The 13,951-nt window shown below is 74.7% G+C and carries 13 protein-coding genes; 8 read left to right on the forward strand and 5 right to left on the reverse strand.

The window, feature by feature from the left end; translation table 11 throughout:
* Window positions 1–1,029: 1,029 nt before the first annotated feature.
* Complete coding sequence (locus tag NRO40_RS13435; protein WP_058944171.1) at window positions 1,030–1,266, reverse strand: DUF3263 domain-containing protein; 237 nt, start codon at window positions 1,264–1,266, stop codon at window positions 1,030–1,032.
* 14 nt (window positions 1,267–1,280) lie between these two features.
* On the reverse strand, window positions 1,281–2,564 hold the full coding sequence (locus NRO40_RS13440; RefSeq protein ID WP_232791200.1) for an extracellular solute-binding protein: 1,284 nt from the start codon (window positions 2,562–2,564) through the stop codon (window positions 1,281–1,283).
* Window positions 2,565–2,734: 170 nt separating this feature from the next.
* Between NRO40_RS13440 and NRO40_RS13445 the strand changes: the two genes are divergently transcribed.
* The 5 genes from NRO40_RS13445 to NRO40_RS13465 all read left to right on the forward strand — a co-directional run bounded on the left by NRO40_RS13445 (window position 2,735) and on the right by NRO40_RS13465 (window position 8,123).
* On the forward strand, window positions 2,735–3,637 hold the full coding sequence (locus tag NRO40_RS13445; protein ID WP_058944170.1) for an SIS domain-containing protein: 903 nt from the start codon (window positions 2,735–2,737) through the stop codon (window positions 3,635–3,637).
* A gap of 169 nt (window positions 3,638–3,806) precedes the next feature.
* Window positions 3,807–4,757 carry an ROK family protein gene (locus tag NRO40_RS13450; protein WP_058944169.1) on the forward strand — a complete coding sequence of 317 codons (951 nt, stop codon included), beginning with the start codon at window positions 3,807–3,809 and terminating at the stop codon, window positions 4,755–4,757.
* Window positions 4,757–6,037, forward strand: a complete 1,281-nt coding sequence (gene nagA / locus NRO40_RS13455) for an N-acetylglucosamine-6-phosphate deacetylase (protein WP_058944168.1) — start codon at window positions 4,757–4,759, stop codon at window positions 6,035–6,037. The genes NRO40_RS13450 and nagA overlap by 1 nt, the downstream gene beginning before the upstream one ends.
* A 143-nt stretch (window positions 6,038–6,180) precedes the next feature.
* The gene (locus NRO40_RS13460) at window positions 6,181–7,107 is read left to right on the forward strand and encodes a 1-phosphofructokinase family hexose kinase (RefSeq protein WP_058944175.1); all 927 of its coding nucleotides are present in this window, start codon (window positions 6,181–6,183) and stop codon (window positions 7,105–7,107) included.
* A gap of 122 nt (window positions 7,108–7,229) precedes the next feature.
* Window positions 7,230–8,123 (forward strand): class II fructose-bisphosphate aldolase, encoded by an 894-nt coding sequence (locus NRO40_RS13465; protein WP_058944167.1) that lies wholly within the window; start codon window positions 7,230–7,232, stop codon window positions 8,121–8,123.
* A gap of 159 nt (window positions 8,124–8,282) precedes the next feature.
* Here NRO40_RS13465 and NRO40_RS13470 read toward each other — a convergent pair whose 3' ends face one another.
* Together NRO40_RS13470 and cdgB are read right to left on the reverse strand one after the other, a co-directional pair.
* Complete coding sequence (locus tag NRO40_RS13470) at window positions 8,283–9,311, reverse strand: carbohydrate-binding protein (RefSeq protein ID WP_058944166.1); 1,029 nt, start codon at window positions 9,309–9,311, stop codon at window positions 8,283–8,285.
* A gap of 65 nt (window positions 9,312–9,376) precedes the next feature.
* On the reverse strand, window positions 9,377–11,101 hold the full coding sequence (gene cdgB / locus NRO40_RS13475; RefSeq protein WP_058944165.1) for a diguanylate cyclase CdgB: 1,725 nt from the start codon (window positions 11,099–11,101) through the stop codon (window positions 9,377–9,379).
* 355 nt (window positions 11,102–11,456) lie between these two features.
* Between cdgB and NRO40_RS13480 the strand changes: the two genes are divergently transcribed.
* Entirely contained in the window at window positions 11,457–11,921 is a 465-nt protein-coding gene (locus tag NRO40_RS13480) for a flavin reductase family protein (protein ID WP_107115187.1), read from the forward strand.
* 187 nt (window positions 11,922–12,108) lie between these two features.
* Here NRO40_RS13480 and arfB read toward each other — a convergent pair whose 3' ends face one another.
* Window positions 12,109–12,546 (reverse strand): alternative ribosome rescue aminoacyl-tRNA hydrolase ArfB, encoded by a 438-nt coding sequence (gene arfB, locus NRO40_RS13485; RefSeq protein WP_058944163.1) that lies wholly within the window; start codon window positions 12,544–12,546, stop codon window positions 12,109–12,111.
* A gap of 117 nt (window positions 12,547–12,663) precedes the next feature.
* On the opposite strand from arfB, the gene NRO40_RS13490 reads away from it, so the two are divergent.
* Together NRO40_RS13490 and NRO40_RS13495 are read left to right on the forward strand one after the other, a co-directional pair.
* On the forward strand, window positions 12,664–13,239 hold the full coding sequence (locus tag NRO40_RS13490; RefSeq protein WP_058944162.1) for a TerD family protein: 576 nt from the start codon (window positions 12,664–12,666) through the stop codon (window positions 13,237–13,239).
* 174 nt (window positions 13,240–13,413) lie between these two features.
* The gene (locus tag NRO40_RS13495) at window positions 13,414–13,926 is read left to right on the forward strand and encodes a GNAT family N-acetyltransferase (RefSeq protein ID WP_058944161.1); all 513 of its coding nucleotides are present in this window, start codon (window positions 13,414–13,416) and stop codon (window positions 13,924–13,926) included.
* Window positions 13,927–13,951: the final 25 nt, after the last annotated feature.

Genomic DNA, 13,951 nt, shown 5'->3' on the forward strand with positions numbered 1-13,951 from the left:
ACCTCCCCGCCCCGGCCGCGTCCGGCCGCCGCCGACACCGAGCCACCGCGTCACCCCGGGGACGCCCCGCGCCGAAGCCCTCACCGGACCCGCTCCCGGCCGCGGAGTACCCGCCGTGGCGGGAGGACCGGACCGCGCGGGCGCGGCCGCCACCTCCGACACCCGCCGCGAACCCCAGGGCCACCCGCCCGTGGCCGGACGGCCGTCCCACGCCCCCGGGACGCCCCACGGCCGCGGAGGAACCGCCACAGCGGGACGCACGGGCCGCGAAGCGGCGGCGGCCACAGTCCCCCGCCCTCCCTGCGAAGCCCCCCGGCGGCAGACACCCCGGGCCGCCACGCGGCTGTCCCGCGCCCCCGGGACGCCCCCGCGGCCGCGGAGGAACCACCACAGCGGGACCTACAGGCCGCGAAGGGGCGGCGGCCATAGTCCCCCGCCCTCCCTGCGAAGCCCAGCGGCAGACACCCCGGGCCGCCACGCGGCTGTCCCGCGCCCCCGGGACGCCCCACGGCCGCGGAGGAACCACCGTGGCGGGACGCGCGGGCCGCGAAGGGGTGGCGGCCGCAGTCCCCCCGTCCTCCCTGGCAAGCCCACCCCGCAGCAGACACCCCCGGCCACCACACCCCGCGGCCGTCCCGCACCTTGGGACGCCCCACGGCCGCGGAGGAACCGCCGCAGCGGGACCTACAGGCCGCGGAGGGGTGGTGGCCGCGGCCGGCAGTGCCCCGCGGCGGCGCTCCCGGCCGGTGGCCGTCGGCCGCGGGCCCCCGGCGCGTCCGGGGCTCCGGCGCGATGGGCCCCGGCGCGTCCGCGCTGGGCGGGCGTCCGGCGCGGCGGGCGGGTGGATGTCCGGCGCGTCCGGCGTTCCGGCGCGATGGGCTCCGGCGCGTCCGCGCCGGGCGGGCGTCCGGCGCGTCGGGCGGGTGGGTGTCCGGCGCGACCGCGGTGCGGTTTCGGCGTGCCCGGGGTCCACGCGGGCCGACCCCCGCCGGGGTCCCCGGTGGGGGTCGCGCCGGCGGGGCGGGTGGGTCAGCGGTGGGATTCTCGGGTGGCGCGCAGGCGGCGGAGGCGGTTGACCGTGACCGGGTCGTGGGCGAGGGCGCGCTCGTCGTCGAGGAGGGCGTTCAGCAGCTGGTAGTACCGGACCGGCGAGAGGTCCAGCTGCTCGCGGATCGCCCGTTCCTTCGCCCCCGGCCCCGGCCAGGAGCGCCGTTCCATGGCCAGGACCGCGCGGGCGCGGTCGTCGAGTGCGGGGCGTTCGGTCATATCAGCAACTTAAGCTACCGCGCCGACGCCGAGGACTGGGCCGACCGGGCGTCCCGGGCGATCTGCTCCAGGACGGCGCGCGGCTCGCCGCCGGGGGCGACGGCCCGGCCGATGTTCTTCTTCACGCTCTCGCTCACCCGCGCCCACGAGGTGTCGCCGACGGGGTACAGCTCCGAGCCGGCCAGCTCCTCCAGGAACGGCCGCATCGCCGCGTGCTGCTCGTCCGCCTCCATGGCGTCGCTCGCGGAGACGGTGACGGGGAGCAGGTCGTACCGGTCGGAGAAGGCCATGACGTTCTTGTCCTGGTACACGAAGTCCAGGAAGTGGCCTATCTCCTTGCGGTGGCCGTTCTGCTTGAACGCCATCATCCAGTCGGCCACGCCGAGCGTCGCCTTGGACTTGCCGGCGACGCCGGGCAGCGGCACCGTGCCGACCTTCACCCCGGCCTTCTCGGCGGTCGCCATCAGCGTCGGGTGGCCGTTGAGCATGCCGACCTCGCCGCGGACGAAGGCGTCGAACGCCTCCTGCCGGTCGAGTTCACCGGGGGCGACGGGGCCGGTGAGGCCCTTGCCGACGAGTTCCTTCTTCAACCAGCCGAACGTCTCGACGTTCGCGGGCGAGTCGATCTGGTACGCGGTGCCGGTCGTGTCCCGGTAGCCGCCGCCACCGCCGAGCAGCCACATCATGGTCTCGGCCTGGGACTCCTCGGGCCCGAGCGGCAGCGCGTAGGGGTACTTCACGTCCTTGGCCTTGAGCTTCTGGGCCGCCTTCTGCAGCTCGTCCCAGCTGCCGGGCGGCGTGGCGCCGGCCTCCTGGAAGAGCTTCTCGTTGAAGAAGAGCATCCGGGTGCTGGCGCCGAACGGCATGCCGTACTGGGCCCGGTCCACCTCGCCGGCCTGCCGCAGCATGGGCAGGAAGTTCGCCTGGGTGGGGACGGAGAGGAGGGTGTCGGCGGAGTACAGCCGGCCCGCCCGCGCGTGGTCCGCGTACGCGCCGATCTGCGCCATGTCCGGCGCCTCGCCGCGGTCGACCATCTCGGCGACCTCGCGGTCGACGTCCTTCCAGGACAGGACGGTGACGTCGATCTTCACGCCGGGCGTCTTCTTCTCGTACGCGCGGGCCAGTTCGTCCCAGTACTTCTGCGACGTGTTGGCGCTGTTGCTGCCGTAGTCGGCGGCGACCAGCTTCAGGGTGACCTCTCCGGCGGAATCCGCTCCGCAGCCCGACAGGGTGGCCGTGATCGTCAGTGCGGCCATCGCCGCGGTCAGTCCCTTGTAGCGGCGCACTGCCTTACCCACCCTTTGCTCCACATCGAACGCGAATTCGCTTCCCGGCAGGATAGGAGGTCTACACCTAGGTCTAAACCACCGGGGTTCCTTGGTATCGCTTCCGCAACGCCCGACGACCGGGGGCCTACCGATGGGTACGTTCCGGAGCGTCCGCAGACGACGACAGTGGGAGCCCGCGCATGTCCCGTACCGCCGCCGAGATCACCACCCAGCCGAGCTGCTGGCGCCGCGCCGCGCGGACCGCCGCCGGGGCCCCGGATGTGCTTCCGCGACCGGGTGAGCGCGTCGCCGTGACCGGCTGCGGCACGTCCTGGTTCATGGCCATCGCCTACGCGGCGCTGCGCGAGGCGGCCGGGGAGGGCGAGACGGACGCGTTCGCCGCGTCCGAGTTCCCGGTCGGCCGGGCCGCCGCGTACGACCGGGTCGTGGCGATCACCCGGTCCGGGACGACGACGGAGGTGCTGGAGCTGCTGGCGCGGGTGCGCGGGGTGACGCGCACGGCGGCGCTGACGGCCGACGCGGCGACGCCGGTGGTGGACGCAGCCGACGCGGTGGCCGTGCTGGACTGGGCGGACGAGGACTCGGTGGTGCAGACGCGGTTCGCGACGACGGCGCTGGCGTTCCTGCGCGCGGGCCTCGGTCCCGTACCGGGTGTGAAGCCGGTCGAGCTCGCGGCGGTCGACGCGGAGCTGGCCGTGACGGAACCGCTGCCGGAGGCCGTGCTGGCGGCCGACCAGTGGACGTTCCTCGGACGCGGCTGGACGTACGGGCTGGCACTGGAGGCGGGGCTGAAGATGCGGGAGGCGGCGGGCGCCTGGACGGAGGCGTACCCGGCGATGGAGTACCGCCACGGCCCGATCTCGATCACCGGGCCCGGCCGGGTGACGTGGGTGTTCGGTGCCCTGCCGGAGGGGCTGGCGGCCGACGTCGCCCGGGTGGGCGGCACTCTGCACGCCCACGCCTCGGCGGACCCGATGGCCGACCTGGTGCGGGCCCAGCGGCTCGCCGTGGCCCTGGCGGAGGCGCGCGGCAGCGACCCGGACCGGCCGCGCCACCTCACGCGGAGCGTGATCCTCTCCTGACCCGGCGGTCCCCTTCCTCCGGTACGGCCGCCCGGCGGCGCCGTCGCCGGGCGGGCGGCCGGTCGCCCGCGACCGCCCCCCGATCGTCCGCTCATCCGATTTGTATGCCGGGGCAACAATCAACGAAGTGGACTAGACCTTTCACGCCCCTCGGGTGAAACTGTCTCCCGTGAGACACGTCATCGCCCTCGATGTGGGCGGCACCGGCATGAAGGCCGCCCTGGTCGGGGCCGACGGGGCACTGCTGTACGAGGCGCGGCGGGCCACCGGGCGCGAGCGCGGCCCGGACGCCGTCGTGGGCACGATCCTCGACTTCGCGGCCGAGCTCCTCGCCCACGGTGAGGAGCGGTACGGCGTACGGGCCGAGGCCGCCGGCGTCGCCGTGCCCGGGGTCGTCGACCCCGTCGACGGCGTCGCCGTGTACGCCGCCAACCTCGGCTGGCGCGACGTCCCGCTGCGCGCCCTGCTGGGCGAGCGGCTCGGCGGGCTGCCCGTCGCGCTCGGCCACGACGTGCGCACCGGCGGGCTCGCCGAGGGGCGCGTGGGAGCGGGCCGGGGCGCGGACCGGTTCCTGTTCGTGCCCCTGGGTACCGGCATCGCGGGCGCCATCGGCATCGACGGCACCATCGAGGCGGGCGCGCACGGCTGCGCCGGCGAGATCGGCCACATCGTCGTCCGTCCCGGCGGCCCCGCCTGCGGCTGCGGCGGGCGCGGCTGCCTGGAGACCCTGGCGTCGGCCGCGGCCGTGACCCGGGCCTGGGCGGAGGCGAGCGGCGACCCGGACGCGGACGCCGCCGACTGCGCCGAGGCCGTCGCCTCGGGGGACGAGCGCGCCGTCCGCGTCTGGCAGGACGCCGTCGACGCGCTGGCCGACGGGCTGGTCACCGCGCTCACCCTGCTGGACCCCCGCACCCTGATCATCGGTGGCGGTCTCGCCGAGGCCGGGGAAACCTTGTTCACACCCCTCAGGGCCGCCGTGGCGGAGCGCATCACGTTCCAGCAGCGGCCCGCCATCGTGCCCGCGGCCCTCGGGGACACGGCCGGCTGCCTGGGCGCGGGGCTCCTCGCCTGGGACCTGCTCGCCGCCGAGCTCGCCACCGACCTGGAGGTATCCCCCTGATGGCCGTTCACGCCGACCGCAAGGTCCTCGCCGGGGCCCGCGTGGTGCTGCCGACCGGCGTCGTCGAGGGTGGGCGGGTCACCGTCGAGGGCACCCGGATCACCGACACCACGGGCGGCCGCCCCGCCACCACCACGGACCGCCGCGCCACCGCTACCACCGCCACCACGACCGGCACCGCGGGCCCCGCCGGCCCCTCGGGCCCCGCCCGCACCACTGGCCCCGCCGACATCGCGGCCGTCGCCGGCGCCGACGTGCTGGACCTCTCCGGGCACTGGGTCGTCCCCGGCTTCGTGGACCTCCACAACCACGGCGGAGGCGGCGCCTCCTTCACCTCGGGCACCCTCGACGAGGTGCTCCGGGGCATCCGCACCCACCGGCTGCACGGCACGACCACCCTGGTCGCGTCGACCGTCACCGGCGACATGGACTTCCTCGCGCACCGCGCCGGCGAGCTGTCCGAACTCGCCGAGCAGGGCGACATCGCGGGCATCCACTTCGAGGGACCGTTCATCTCCCCGTGCCGCAAGGGCGCCCACAGCGAGGCGCTGCTGCGCGACCCGGACCCGGCCGAGGTGCGCAAGCTGGTCGACGCCGCGCGCGGCCACGCCCGCATGGTCACCCTCGCCACCGAACTGCCCGGCGGCATCGACTCCGTACGCCTCCTCGCCGAGCACGGCGTCATCGCCGCGATCGGCCACACGGACGCCACGTACGAGCAGACCGTGGAGGCGATCGACGCGGGCGCCACCGTCGCCACGCACCTGTTCAACGCGATGCCCGGCCTGGGCCACCGCGCGCCGGGACCGATCGCCGCCCTCCTGGAGGACGAGCGGGTCACCGTCGAGTTGATCAACGACGGTACGCACCTCCACCCCGCCGCCCTCGAACTGGCCTTCCACCGGGCCGGCGCCGCCCGGGTCGCCTTCATCACCGACGCCATGGACGCGGCCGGTTTCGGCGACGGCGTGTACAGCCTCGGCCCACTGGCGGTGGAGGTGCGCGACGGCGTGGCCCGGCTCGTCGAGGGCGGCTCCATCGCCGGCTCCACCCTCACGCTCGACACGGCGTTCCGGCGGGCGGCGACCGTCGACGGGCTGCCCGTCGAGGCGGTCGTCCAGGCCATCTCCGCCAACCCGGCGAAGCTGCTCGGCCTGTACGACCGGATCGGCTCCCTCGAACCGGGCAAGGACGCCGACCTGGTCGTCCTGGACGCCGACTTCGCCCTCGCGGGCGTGATGCGCAGGGGCGAATGGGTGGTTGAGCCCCAAGTGGGCTGATGATCCGGCCGTTTGCCGCGAGGTGGCCGGTCCAGGGGGCTGGGCCCGGCCGCCTTCCGTTTGGCATGATCGTGCACCGTGATCTTTCCGGGCCGGGCCTCCGCAAGCAGCCGGTCCACGACCTTCCGGGGGTGTTGGAACCGTTGATCCTCACGGTCACGCTCAACACCGCGCTCGACCTCACCTACACCGTGCCGGCGCTCGTGCCGCACGCCACGCACCGGGTGACCGACGTGGTGGAGCGCCCCGGCGGCAAGGGCGTCAACGTCGCCCGCGTCCTGGCCGCCCTGGGCCACGAGACGGTCGTGACGGGCTTCGCGGGCGGCCCCACCGGGGAGGTCCTGCGCGGCCTGCTCGCCCCGCTGCCCGTACGGGACGCCCTGGTGCCCAGCGCCGGCGCCACCCGCCGTACGGTCGCCGTCGTCGACTCCGCGAGCGGGGACACCACACAGCTCAACGAACCCGGCCCGGTGATCACCCCCGCCGAGTGGGCCGCCTTCCTCTCCGTCTACGCGGAACTGCTCGACGGAGCCCGAGCGGTCGCCCTCTGCGGCAGCCTCCCGCGCGGCGTGCACGTCGGCGCGTACGCCGAACTCGTCCGCCGCGCCCGCGCCGCCGGCGTGCCGGTGCTCCTCGACACGAGTGGCGAACCGCTGCGCCGGGGCATCGCCGCCCGACCCGACCTGGTCAAGCCGAACGCCGACGAGCTCGCCGCCCTCACCGGCGCCCGCGAGCCGCTGCGCGCCACCCGCGACGCCCGCCGCCGCGGCGCGCACGCGGTGGTCGCCTCCCTCGGCGCGGAGGGGCTCCTCGCGGTCACCCCGGACGGCACCTGGCAGGCCGCCCCGCCCGCCCGCGTCGCCGGCAACCCGACCGGGGCGGGCGACTCGGCGGTCGCCGGCCTGCTGTCGGCGCTGGTCGAGGGGGCGCCCTGGCCCGAACGCCTGGCCCGGGCGACCGCGTTGGCGACGGCCACCGTGCACGCCAGGGCGGCCGGCGAGTTCGACGCCGACCGGTACGGGGAACTGCTGGAACGGGTGTCGGTCCGGGAGCTCGCCACCGCGGCCTGATCCGCCGTCACCCACGGCCACGGTCCACGGCTCACGGCCCGTGGCCCACGGCTCACGGCTCACGGCCCACGGCCCACGGCTCACGGCTCACGGCTCACGGCTCACGGCGGAAGGATCCGGACATGCCCCTCGTCAGCACCGCTGACCTCGTCGCACCGGCGCGGGCGGCGGGCCGCGCCGTCGCCGCGTTCAACGTCATCACCCTGGAGCACGCCGAGGCCGTCGCGGCCGGGGCGGAACGCGCCGGCCGGCCGGCGGTCCTCCAGATCTCCGAGAACGCCGTCCGCTTCCACGGCGGGGACCTCTCCGCCGTCGCGGCGGCCGCCTCGGCCGTGGCCCGCGCCTCCCGCGCGCCCCTCGCCCTCCACCTGGACCACGTGGTCACCCCGGAACTGCTGCACGCCGCCCACGCGGCCGGCATCGACTCGGTGATGGTCGACGCGTCGCGGCTCGGCTACGGCGACAACGTGAAGGCCACGGCGGAGGCCGTCCGCTGGGGCCACGCACGCGGCATGTGGGTGGAGGCGGAGCTGGGCCGCGTCGGCGGCAAGGCCGGCGAACCGCCGCTGGACGCCCACACCCCCGGCGTGCGCACCGACCCGGCGGAGGCCGTCGCGTACGTGGCGGAGACGGGCGTGGACGCGCTGGCCGTCGCGGTCGGCTCGACCCACGCGATGACGGAGCGGACGGCCACCCTCGACCACGCCCTGATCGCCGCCCTGCGCACGGCGGTCCCGGTCCCGCTGGTCCTGCACGGCTCCTCGGGCGTCCCGGACGCCGAACTGCGGGCCGCGGTCCGCGCCGGCATGACGAAGGTCAACGTGGGCACGGCCCTGAACACCGCCTACACGACGGCGCTCCGCTCCCACCTGGCGCGGCACCCCGCCGCGGTGGATCCCCGCCCCTACCTCACCGGGGCCCGCGAGGCGATGGCGGAAACGGTCGCCCGCTTCCTGACGGTGATCACCGGCGGCCCCGACCGACCCGACAGGACCGGCGCGACCGCCACCACCTGACGGCCCGACACGTTCCGACGAGAGGGCACGCTCTGACGGACCGACCTGTTCCGACGGCCCGACACGTACCGGCGGCCCGGCAGGACCTCACGGGCCGACACCTACCGCCGTCACGACAGGTCCTGACGGGTCCGCGGAGGGCAACGGGCCCGGCAGGTCCTAGCTGTCGCGGCGGAGCTGGCCCGGCTTGAGCCAGACCTGGTCGAGGTAGGCGTCACAGTCGTTGCCCGGCTCGCAGGACATCTTCAGGGTGTTCTCGCCCTTGTGCAGCTGGACCCAGGAGTACGTCTCGGTCCAGCCCTTCTCCCACGACCCCTCCGGGGCGTGCGCGAAGTTCGACATGTTGATCTTGCGCGGCTTGCCGTTGTTGACCGTGAGGGACGCCTTCGCGTCCTTGCCGGGGACGCTGTACGTCAGGAACAGCGTGTACTGGCCGTCCTCCGGCACGTCGACCTTCCAGCTGGCCGCACCGCCGACACCGTTGAACATCACGTACGCGCCGTCGGCGCCCTTCGCGCCCTTGACCTCCGTGCCGAGCACGGCGGGCGGGGTGAGCTGGAGCGTCGCCGCGTCCCGCTTCTGCGTCTGCGGCTGGGCCGCGCCGGGGTCGGTCGACGGGGAGGGCTGGGTGTCGCCCGGTTCCTGGGAGGCGGAGACCGAGGCGCCCGGGGCGGGGTTCGCCTTGTCCTTGTCGTCGTCGCCGTTGGTGAGGAGCGCCACAGTGATGCCGACCACCACCACGAGGACCACGGCGACGGCGCCGATCAGCAGGCCCTTGGTGTTGGGGCCGCCGCGACCGCCGCGACCCCCATGCGCCGGGCCGGGCCGGGTGGGCGCGCCGCCCGGGTACGTCTCGGGCGCGGCGTACTGGGCGTGCGGCTGGCCGTACGGAGCGCCGGGCTGCTGGCCGTACGGGGCGCCGGGCGCCTGGCCGTACGGGGCGCCGGGCGCCTGGCCGTACTGCGGCTGCGGCGGGACCTGGGGCCGCGGGCGCTCGCCGACCGCCCTGACCTGGTTGTACGACGTTCGGGGGCGTCCGGGCTGACCGCTGGTCGGACCCGGGTAGCCGTAGCCGCCCTGACTGCCCGGCGGCTGGGCACCCGACGCCTGGCCGTCCGCGTACAGGTAGCCGAACGGATCGTCGTCCTCGGGCGTGCCCGCGCCATTGCCGTGGTTACCGGCAGCCATCCCTGGTCACTCCTCATCCGTGCTCGCCAGCCGTCACCGACCCCGGCGAGCCTACCCCGAACGGGCTACCCCGCCCGGCGGTGCACCTTGGCCCGGGACCGCTTCTCCATGTACATCCGCTGGTCGGCGGAGTTGAGCACCTCTTCGACGGACATCCCGCACTCGGCCCAGCCGATGCCGAAACTGGCGCCCACCCGGACCGCCCTGCCGTCGACCCGGATGGGCGGGATGATGCCGTTGCGCAGGCGTACGGCCAGGTCGGCGGCGTCGGCCGCGCCGAGGCCGTCGGCGAGGACGACGAACTCGTCGCCACCGAGCCGGGCGACCGTGTCCCCGTCGCGGACGCCGGCGCTCAGCCGGCGCGCCACCTCGATGAGCACGGCGTCACCGGTGTGATGGCCGAACCTGTCGTTGATCGATTTGAAGCCGTCGAGGTCGCAGAAGAGCACGGCGAGGCCCTTCCGGCCGTCGTCGACCTCGCCGTCCGGGGCGACGGCGTGGACGTGGCCGTCGTAGGGGCCGCCGGGCGCGGAGGGGTCGAAGTCGAAACCGTCCGCGCGGTAGGCGTGGTCGTACTCGTATGCGGAGGGGGCGGTGTCCGCGTGGCCGTTGCCGTACGCGGTGTCGTAGGCGGGTTCGAACCCGGCGGCGTCGCGGCCCGGCTCGAACCCGGCGGCGTCGGCGGCCGTGGCGCGGACGCGGTCGTCGGGGCGGGCGCACAGCCGGGCGCTGAGGCGGGCGCGCAGCTCTGCGCTGTTGGGCAGCCCGGTCAGCGCGTCGTGGGAGGCGCGGTGGGCGAGCTGCAGCTCGTGCCGCTTGCGCTCCTCGATGTCCTCGACGTGGGTGAGGAGGAAACGCGGCCCGTCGGCGGTGTCGGCGACGACGGAGTTCCGCAGGGAGACCCAGACGTACGTGCCGTCCCGGCGGGCGAGCCGCAGCTCGGCGCGGCCGCCCTCGGCGGAGGTGCGCAGCAGGGTGCCGACGTCCTCCGGGTGGACCAGGTCGGCGAAGGAGTACCGGCGCATGACGGCGGCGGGCCTGCCCAGCAGCCGGCACAGCGCGTCGTTGGCCCGGAGGAGCCGTCCGTGCTGGTCACCGCCCATCTCGGCGATGGCCATGCCGGACGGGGCGTACTCGAAGGCCTGCCGGAACGACTCCTCGCTGGCGCGCAGGGCCTGCTGCTCGCGCTCCAGCCGCACCAGGGCGCGCTGCATGTTTGCGCGCAGTCGGGCATTGCTGATCGCAATCGCCGACTGGGAGGCGTACATCTGGAGCGCCTCGCGCCCCCAGGCGCCGGGGCGACGGCCGTTGCGGGGCCGGTCCACGGAGATGACGCCGAGGAGCTCGCGCTGCCCACCGGAGGTGTACATGGGGGCGTACAGCCGGTCGCGGGGGTGCCACTCGTCCTCGAAACGGGGCTCGGGACCCTCGGTGTGCCATTGCGGCACGTCGTCGTCTATGAGCACCCAGCCCTCGGTGTGCGGGATGAACCGGAGGTCCCCCCACGCCTCGCCCATGTGGAGGCGCCGCTCCCAGGAGACGCGGGAGCCGACCCGGCCGGTGATCAGGGCTTCCGCGGCGGCGTTCCCCGCGAAGGCGGCGACGACGAGGTCGCCGTCGGGGCGGACGAGGTTGACGCACGACAGCTCGTAGCCCAGGCCGGTGATGACACCGTCGGCGACCGTCTGCAGGGTGTCGGCCAGGCTCCGGGCCGTGTTGAGGTTGGCGACGACCTGGTGCAGCTGCCGCAGGGTCGCAAGACGGACGTACGGCTCCGACTCGGTCTCCATCGCTCGCTCTCCCCGAGACCTCGACAGCAACAACTCCAGGTGTGTCAGCGGCTTCCTCGTGCGGGTGTTGACCGCCACTGAATCACAGCGAGCTGCGCACTCGGTACACAGGGTCAACAATTACTGCCCTGTGTGACTCAAGTCACAATAGCCAGCCCATTTCCCCGAAATTGCGAAGCGCAAATCGATCCTTGGACCTAGGACCCGGCGGGATCCCGCTGGTCCTCCGGCCCGATGCGGCCGGGTGGCGGGCGAGGTTAGCGTTCCCGGTGTGCTGCCAACAACTCGGACCCCGGTGTCAGTCTCCGACCTGCCCCATCCTGAAGGGGTGAGCGACGAGGAATTCCGTGCGGCGATGTCCCGCCTGGCCGGCGGCGTCGTCCTGGTGACGGCCGTGGAGCCACCGATGGACGAGGACGTGGGCATGACGGCCACGGCCTTCATGTCGGTGTCGCTGGACCCGCCGCTGGTCCTGGTGAGCCTGCGCAACGGCTCCCGGATGGACGACCTGCTGGCGGAGCAGCCGCTGTGGGGCGTGTCCGTCCTCGCGGAGAGCCAGCGGCACATCGCGGGCCGCTTCGCGATGCGGGGCCGGATCAGCGACCGCCTGCTGTTCGCCGACATCCCGTACACCCGCGGCGACCTGACCGGCGCGCCCCTCGTCGGCGGGGCGCTGGCCACGCTGGAGTGCCGCACCGAGCGGCGGGTGGAGGCGGGCGACCACACCCTGGTCATCGCCCGGGTCCTGGCCACGGCCCTCCCGAGCCCGGAGGGCGCGCCCCTGACGTACTTCCGGGGCGCCTACCGCCACCTGGCCTGAACACCGGCAGCCGGCCGCACGACGGGCGCGGGCGGTCGGCGGGCGGCGGGCGGGCGGGCGGCGGGCGGTACCGCCCCCGGTCAGGGGCGGTCAGGCCGTCAGAGTGGGTCGGGCCGGTCCGCTCCGGTCCAGTCCGGTCAGGGCCAGCCCGGCCCGGCCCGGTGAGCTCCGGCCCGGGCCGGGCCGGTCAGCTCCAGTCGCGGGAGTTGCGGCCGCGCTTCGTCTCGGCGCGCTGCTTCTTCTCCCGCAGCCGACGCTCGTTGATCCCCCGCGGCACCTTCGTGGGCCGTCGCGGCCTCGGCGGCGGCGCGGTCGCCTCCGCCAGCAGCGCCGCGAGCCGTACGGCGGCCGCCTCGCGGTTGCGCCACTGCGACCGGTGCTCGGAGGCGCGTACGACGAGCACGCCGCCCACCAGCCGGCCGGCGAGCCGCTCCAGGGCCCGCTCCTTCCACACCGGCGGCAGCGCCTCCGTGCGGGCGAGGTCGAAGCGCAGCTCCACCTGGGAGTCGCTGGTGTTGACGTGTTGCCCGCCCGGCCCCGAGGACCTGGAGAATCGCCACTGGAGCTCGGCCTCCGGCAGGGAGACCGAACCGCGGATGACATGGGGACCGGACATGCCCTCCATGTTCCCGAATGGCGCAGTCCCACGTCACCCGCTTTTCCGCGGCAGGAACCACCTCGGCGTGCCCGGCGTTATGAGCTGTGACGCCATCGAGTACTCAGGCAAGGGAAAGGCACTTCCATGGCTGTAAGCCTGTCCAAGGGCGGCAACGTCTCGCTGACCAAGGAGGCCCCGGGCCTCACCGCCGTCACGGTGGGCCTCGGCTGGGACGTCCGCACGACCACCGGCACCGACTTCGACCTCGACGCCTCGGCGATCGGCGTGGACGCGGCCGGCAAGGTCGCCTCCGACGCGCACTTCGTCTTCTTCAACAACAAGACCACCCCCGACGGCACGATCGTCCACACGGGCGACAACCGCACGGGTGAGGGCGGCGGTGACGACGAGCAGATCAACGTCAACCTCGCGGGCCTCCCGCAGAACGTCGACAAGATCGTCTTCCCGGTCTCCATCTACGACGCGGTGAACCGCTCGCAGAACTTCGGCCAGGTCCGCAACGCCTACATCCGCATCGTCAACCAGGACGGCGGCACCGAGATCGCCCGCTACGACCTCAGCGAGGACGCCGCGACGGAGACCGCCATGGTCTTCGGCGAGCTCTACCGCAACGGCACCGAGTGGAAGTTCCGCGCCGTGGGCCAGGGGTACGCCTCCGGCCTGGAGGGCATCGCCCGCGACTTCGGCGTGAACGTCTGACGTTCCGACCGGTGCACCGGCGCGCCCCCGCGCGCGCCGCTGCCGCATGACGCCACCGGGCTCCGCGCGACGGCGCGGGGCCCGGCGGCGTACGGGCGCGGGGCCGGTGGCGTAGGGCGCGGGCCGGTGGCGTACGGCGCGCCGGGGCGCGTTCCGTTGCCTACTGTGGGCCGCATGATCGTGGAACCGCTGGAGCTCGGCGAGGAGAGCGCCCTCCCGGGCCCGCTCCTGACCGAACTCACCGAGCTGTACGCCTCGAACCGGGAGTTCCAGCAGCTCAGCGGGGACTTCCCGGACCCCGACGACATCCGGCCCGAGCAGGTCGCCACCTCGCTCGCCGAGGAGCTGGCCAGGCCGGACGCCGAAGTGCTGCTGGCGCGGTCCGACGGCCGGGTGATCGGCGTGGCCGTGACCCTCGCCCACCACCCCGACCCGGACGATCCGGACCCGTGGATCGGGCTGCTGATGGTCCACGCCCGCGACCACCGCATGGGGTTCGGCCGCGAGCTGGCGGAGATCGTCGAGAAGCGGTTCCGGGAGCGGGGCCGCACGGGCGTCAAGCTCGCCGTCCTCGCCGGCAACCGCCGGGCCCTCACCTTCTGGCGGGCCATCGGCTACCAGGAGGTCGCCCGCCGCCGGGACCGGGAACGCGGCCGCGACTGCGTGGTGCTGCGCAAGCCCCTGTGACCGTCCGCCCCGACCCACCGCGACC

The sequence above is a fragment of the Streptomyces changanensis genome (assembly GCF_024600715.1).
Lineage (GTDB): Bacteria > Actinomycetota > Actinomycetes > Streptomycetales > Streptomycetaceae > Streptomyces > Streptomyces changanensis.

What these genes read in the sequence shown, in the direction of transcription:
- nagA (WP_058944168.1), top strand. Translation starts at nt 4,757, where the DNA reads ATGGCCGTTCACGCCGACCGCAAGGTCCTCGCCGGGGCCCGCGTGGTG.
- NRO40_RS13465 (WP_058944167.1), top strand. Translation starts at nt 7,230, where the DNA reads ATGCCCCTCGTCAGCACCGCTGACCTCGTCGCACCGGCGCGGGCGGCG.
- NRO40_RS13490 (WP_058944162.1), top strand. Translation starts at nt 12,664, where the DNA reads ATGGCTGTAAGCCTGTCCAAGGGCGGCAACGTCTCGCTGACCAAGGAG.
- cdgB (WP_058944165.1), bottom strand. Translation starts at nt 11,101, where the DNA reads ATGGAGACCGAGTCGGAGCCGTACGTCCGTCTTGCGACCCTGCGGCAG.
- NRO40_RS13495 (WP_058944161.1), top strand. Translation starts at nt 13,414, where the DNA reads ATGATCGTGGAACCGCTGGAGCTCGGCGAGGAGAGCGCCCTCCCGGGC.
- NRO40_RS13435 (WP_058944171.1), bottom strand. Translation starts at nt 1,266, where the DNA reads ATGACCGAACGCCCCGCACTCGACGACCGCGCCCGCGCGGTCCTGGCC.
- arfB (WP_058944163.1), bottom strand. Translation starts at nt 12,546, where the DNA reads ATGGAGGGCATGTCCGGTCCCCATGTCATCCGCGGTTCGGTCTCCCTG.
- NRO40_RS13445 (WP_058944170.1), top strand. Translation starts at nt 2,735, where the DNA reads ATGTCCCGTACCGCCGCCGAGATCACCACCCAGCCGAGCTGCTGGCGC.
- NRO40_RS13480 (WP_107115187.1), top strand. Translation starts at nt 11,457, where the DNA reads ATGTCCCGCCTGGCCGGCGGCGTCGTCCTGGTGACGGCCGTGGAGCCA.
- NRO40_RS13470 (WP_058944166.1), bottom strand. Translation starts at nt 9,311, where the DNA reads ATGGCTGCCGGTAACCACGGCAATGGCGCGGGCACGCCCGAGGACGAC.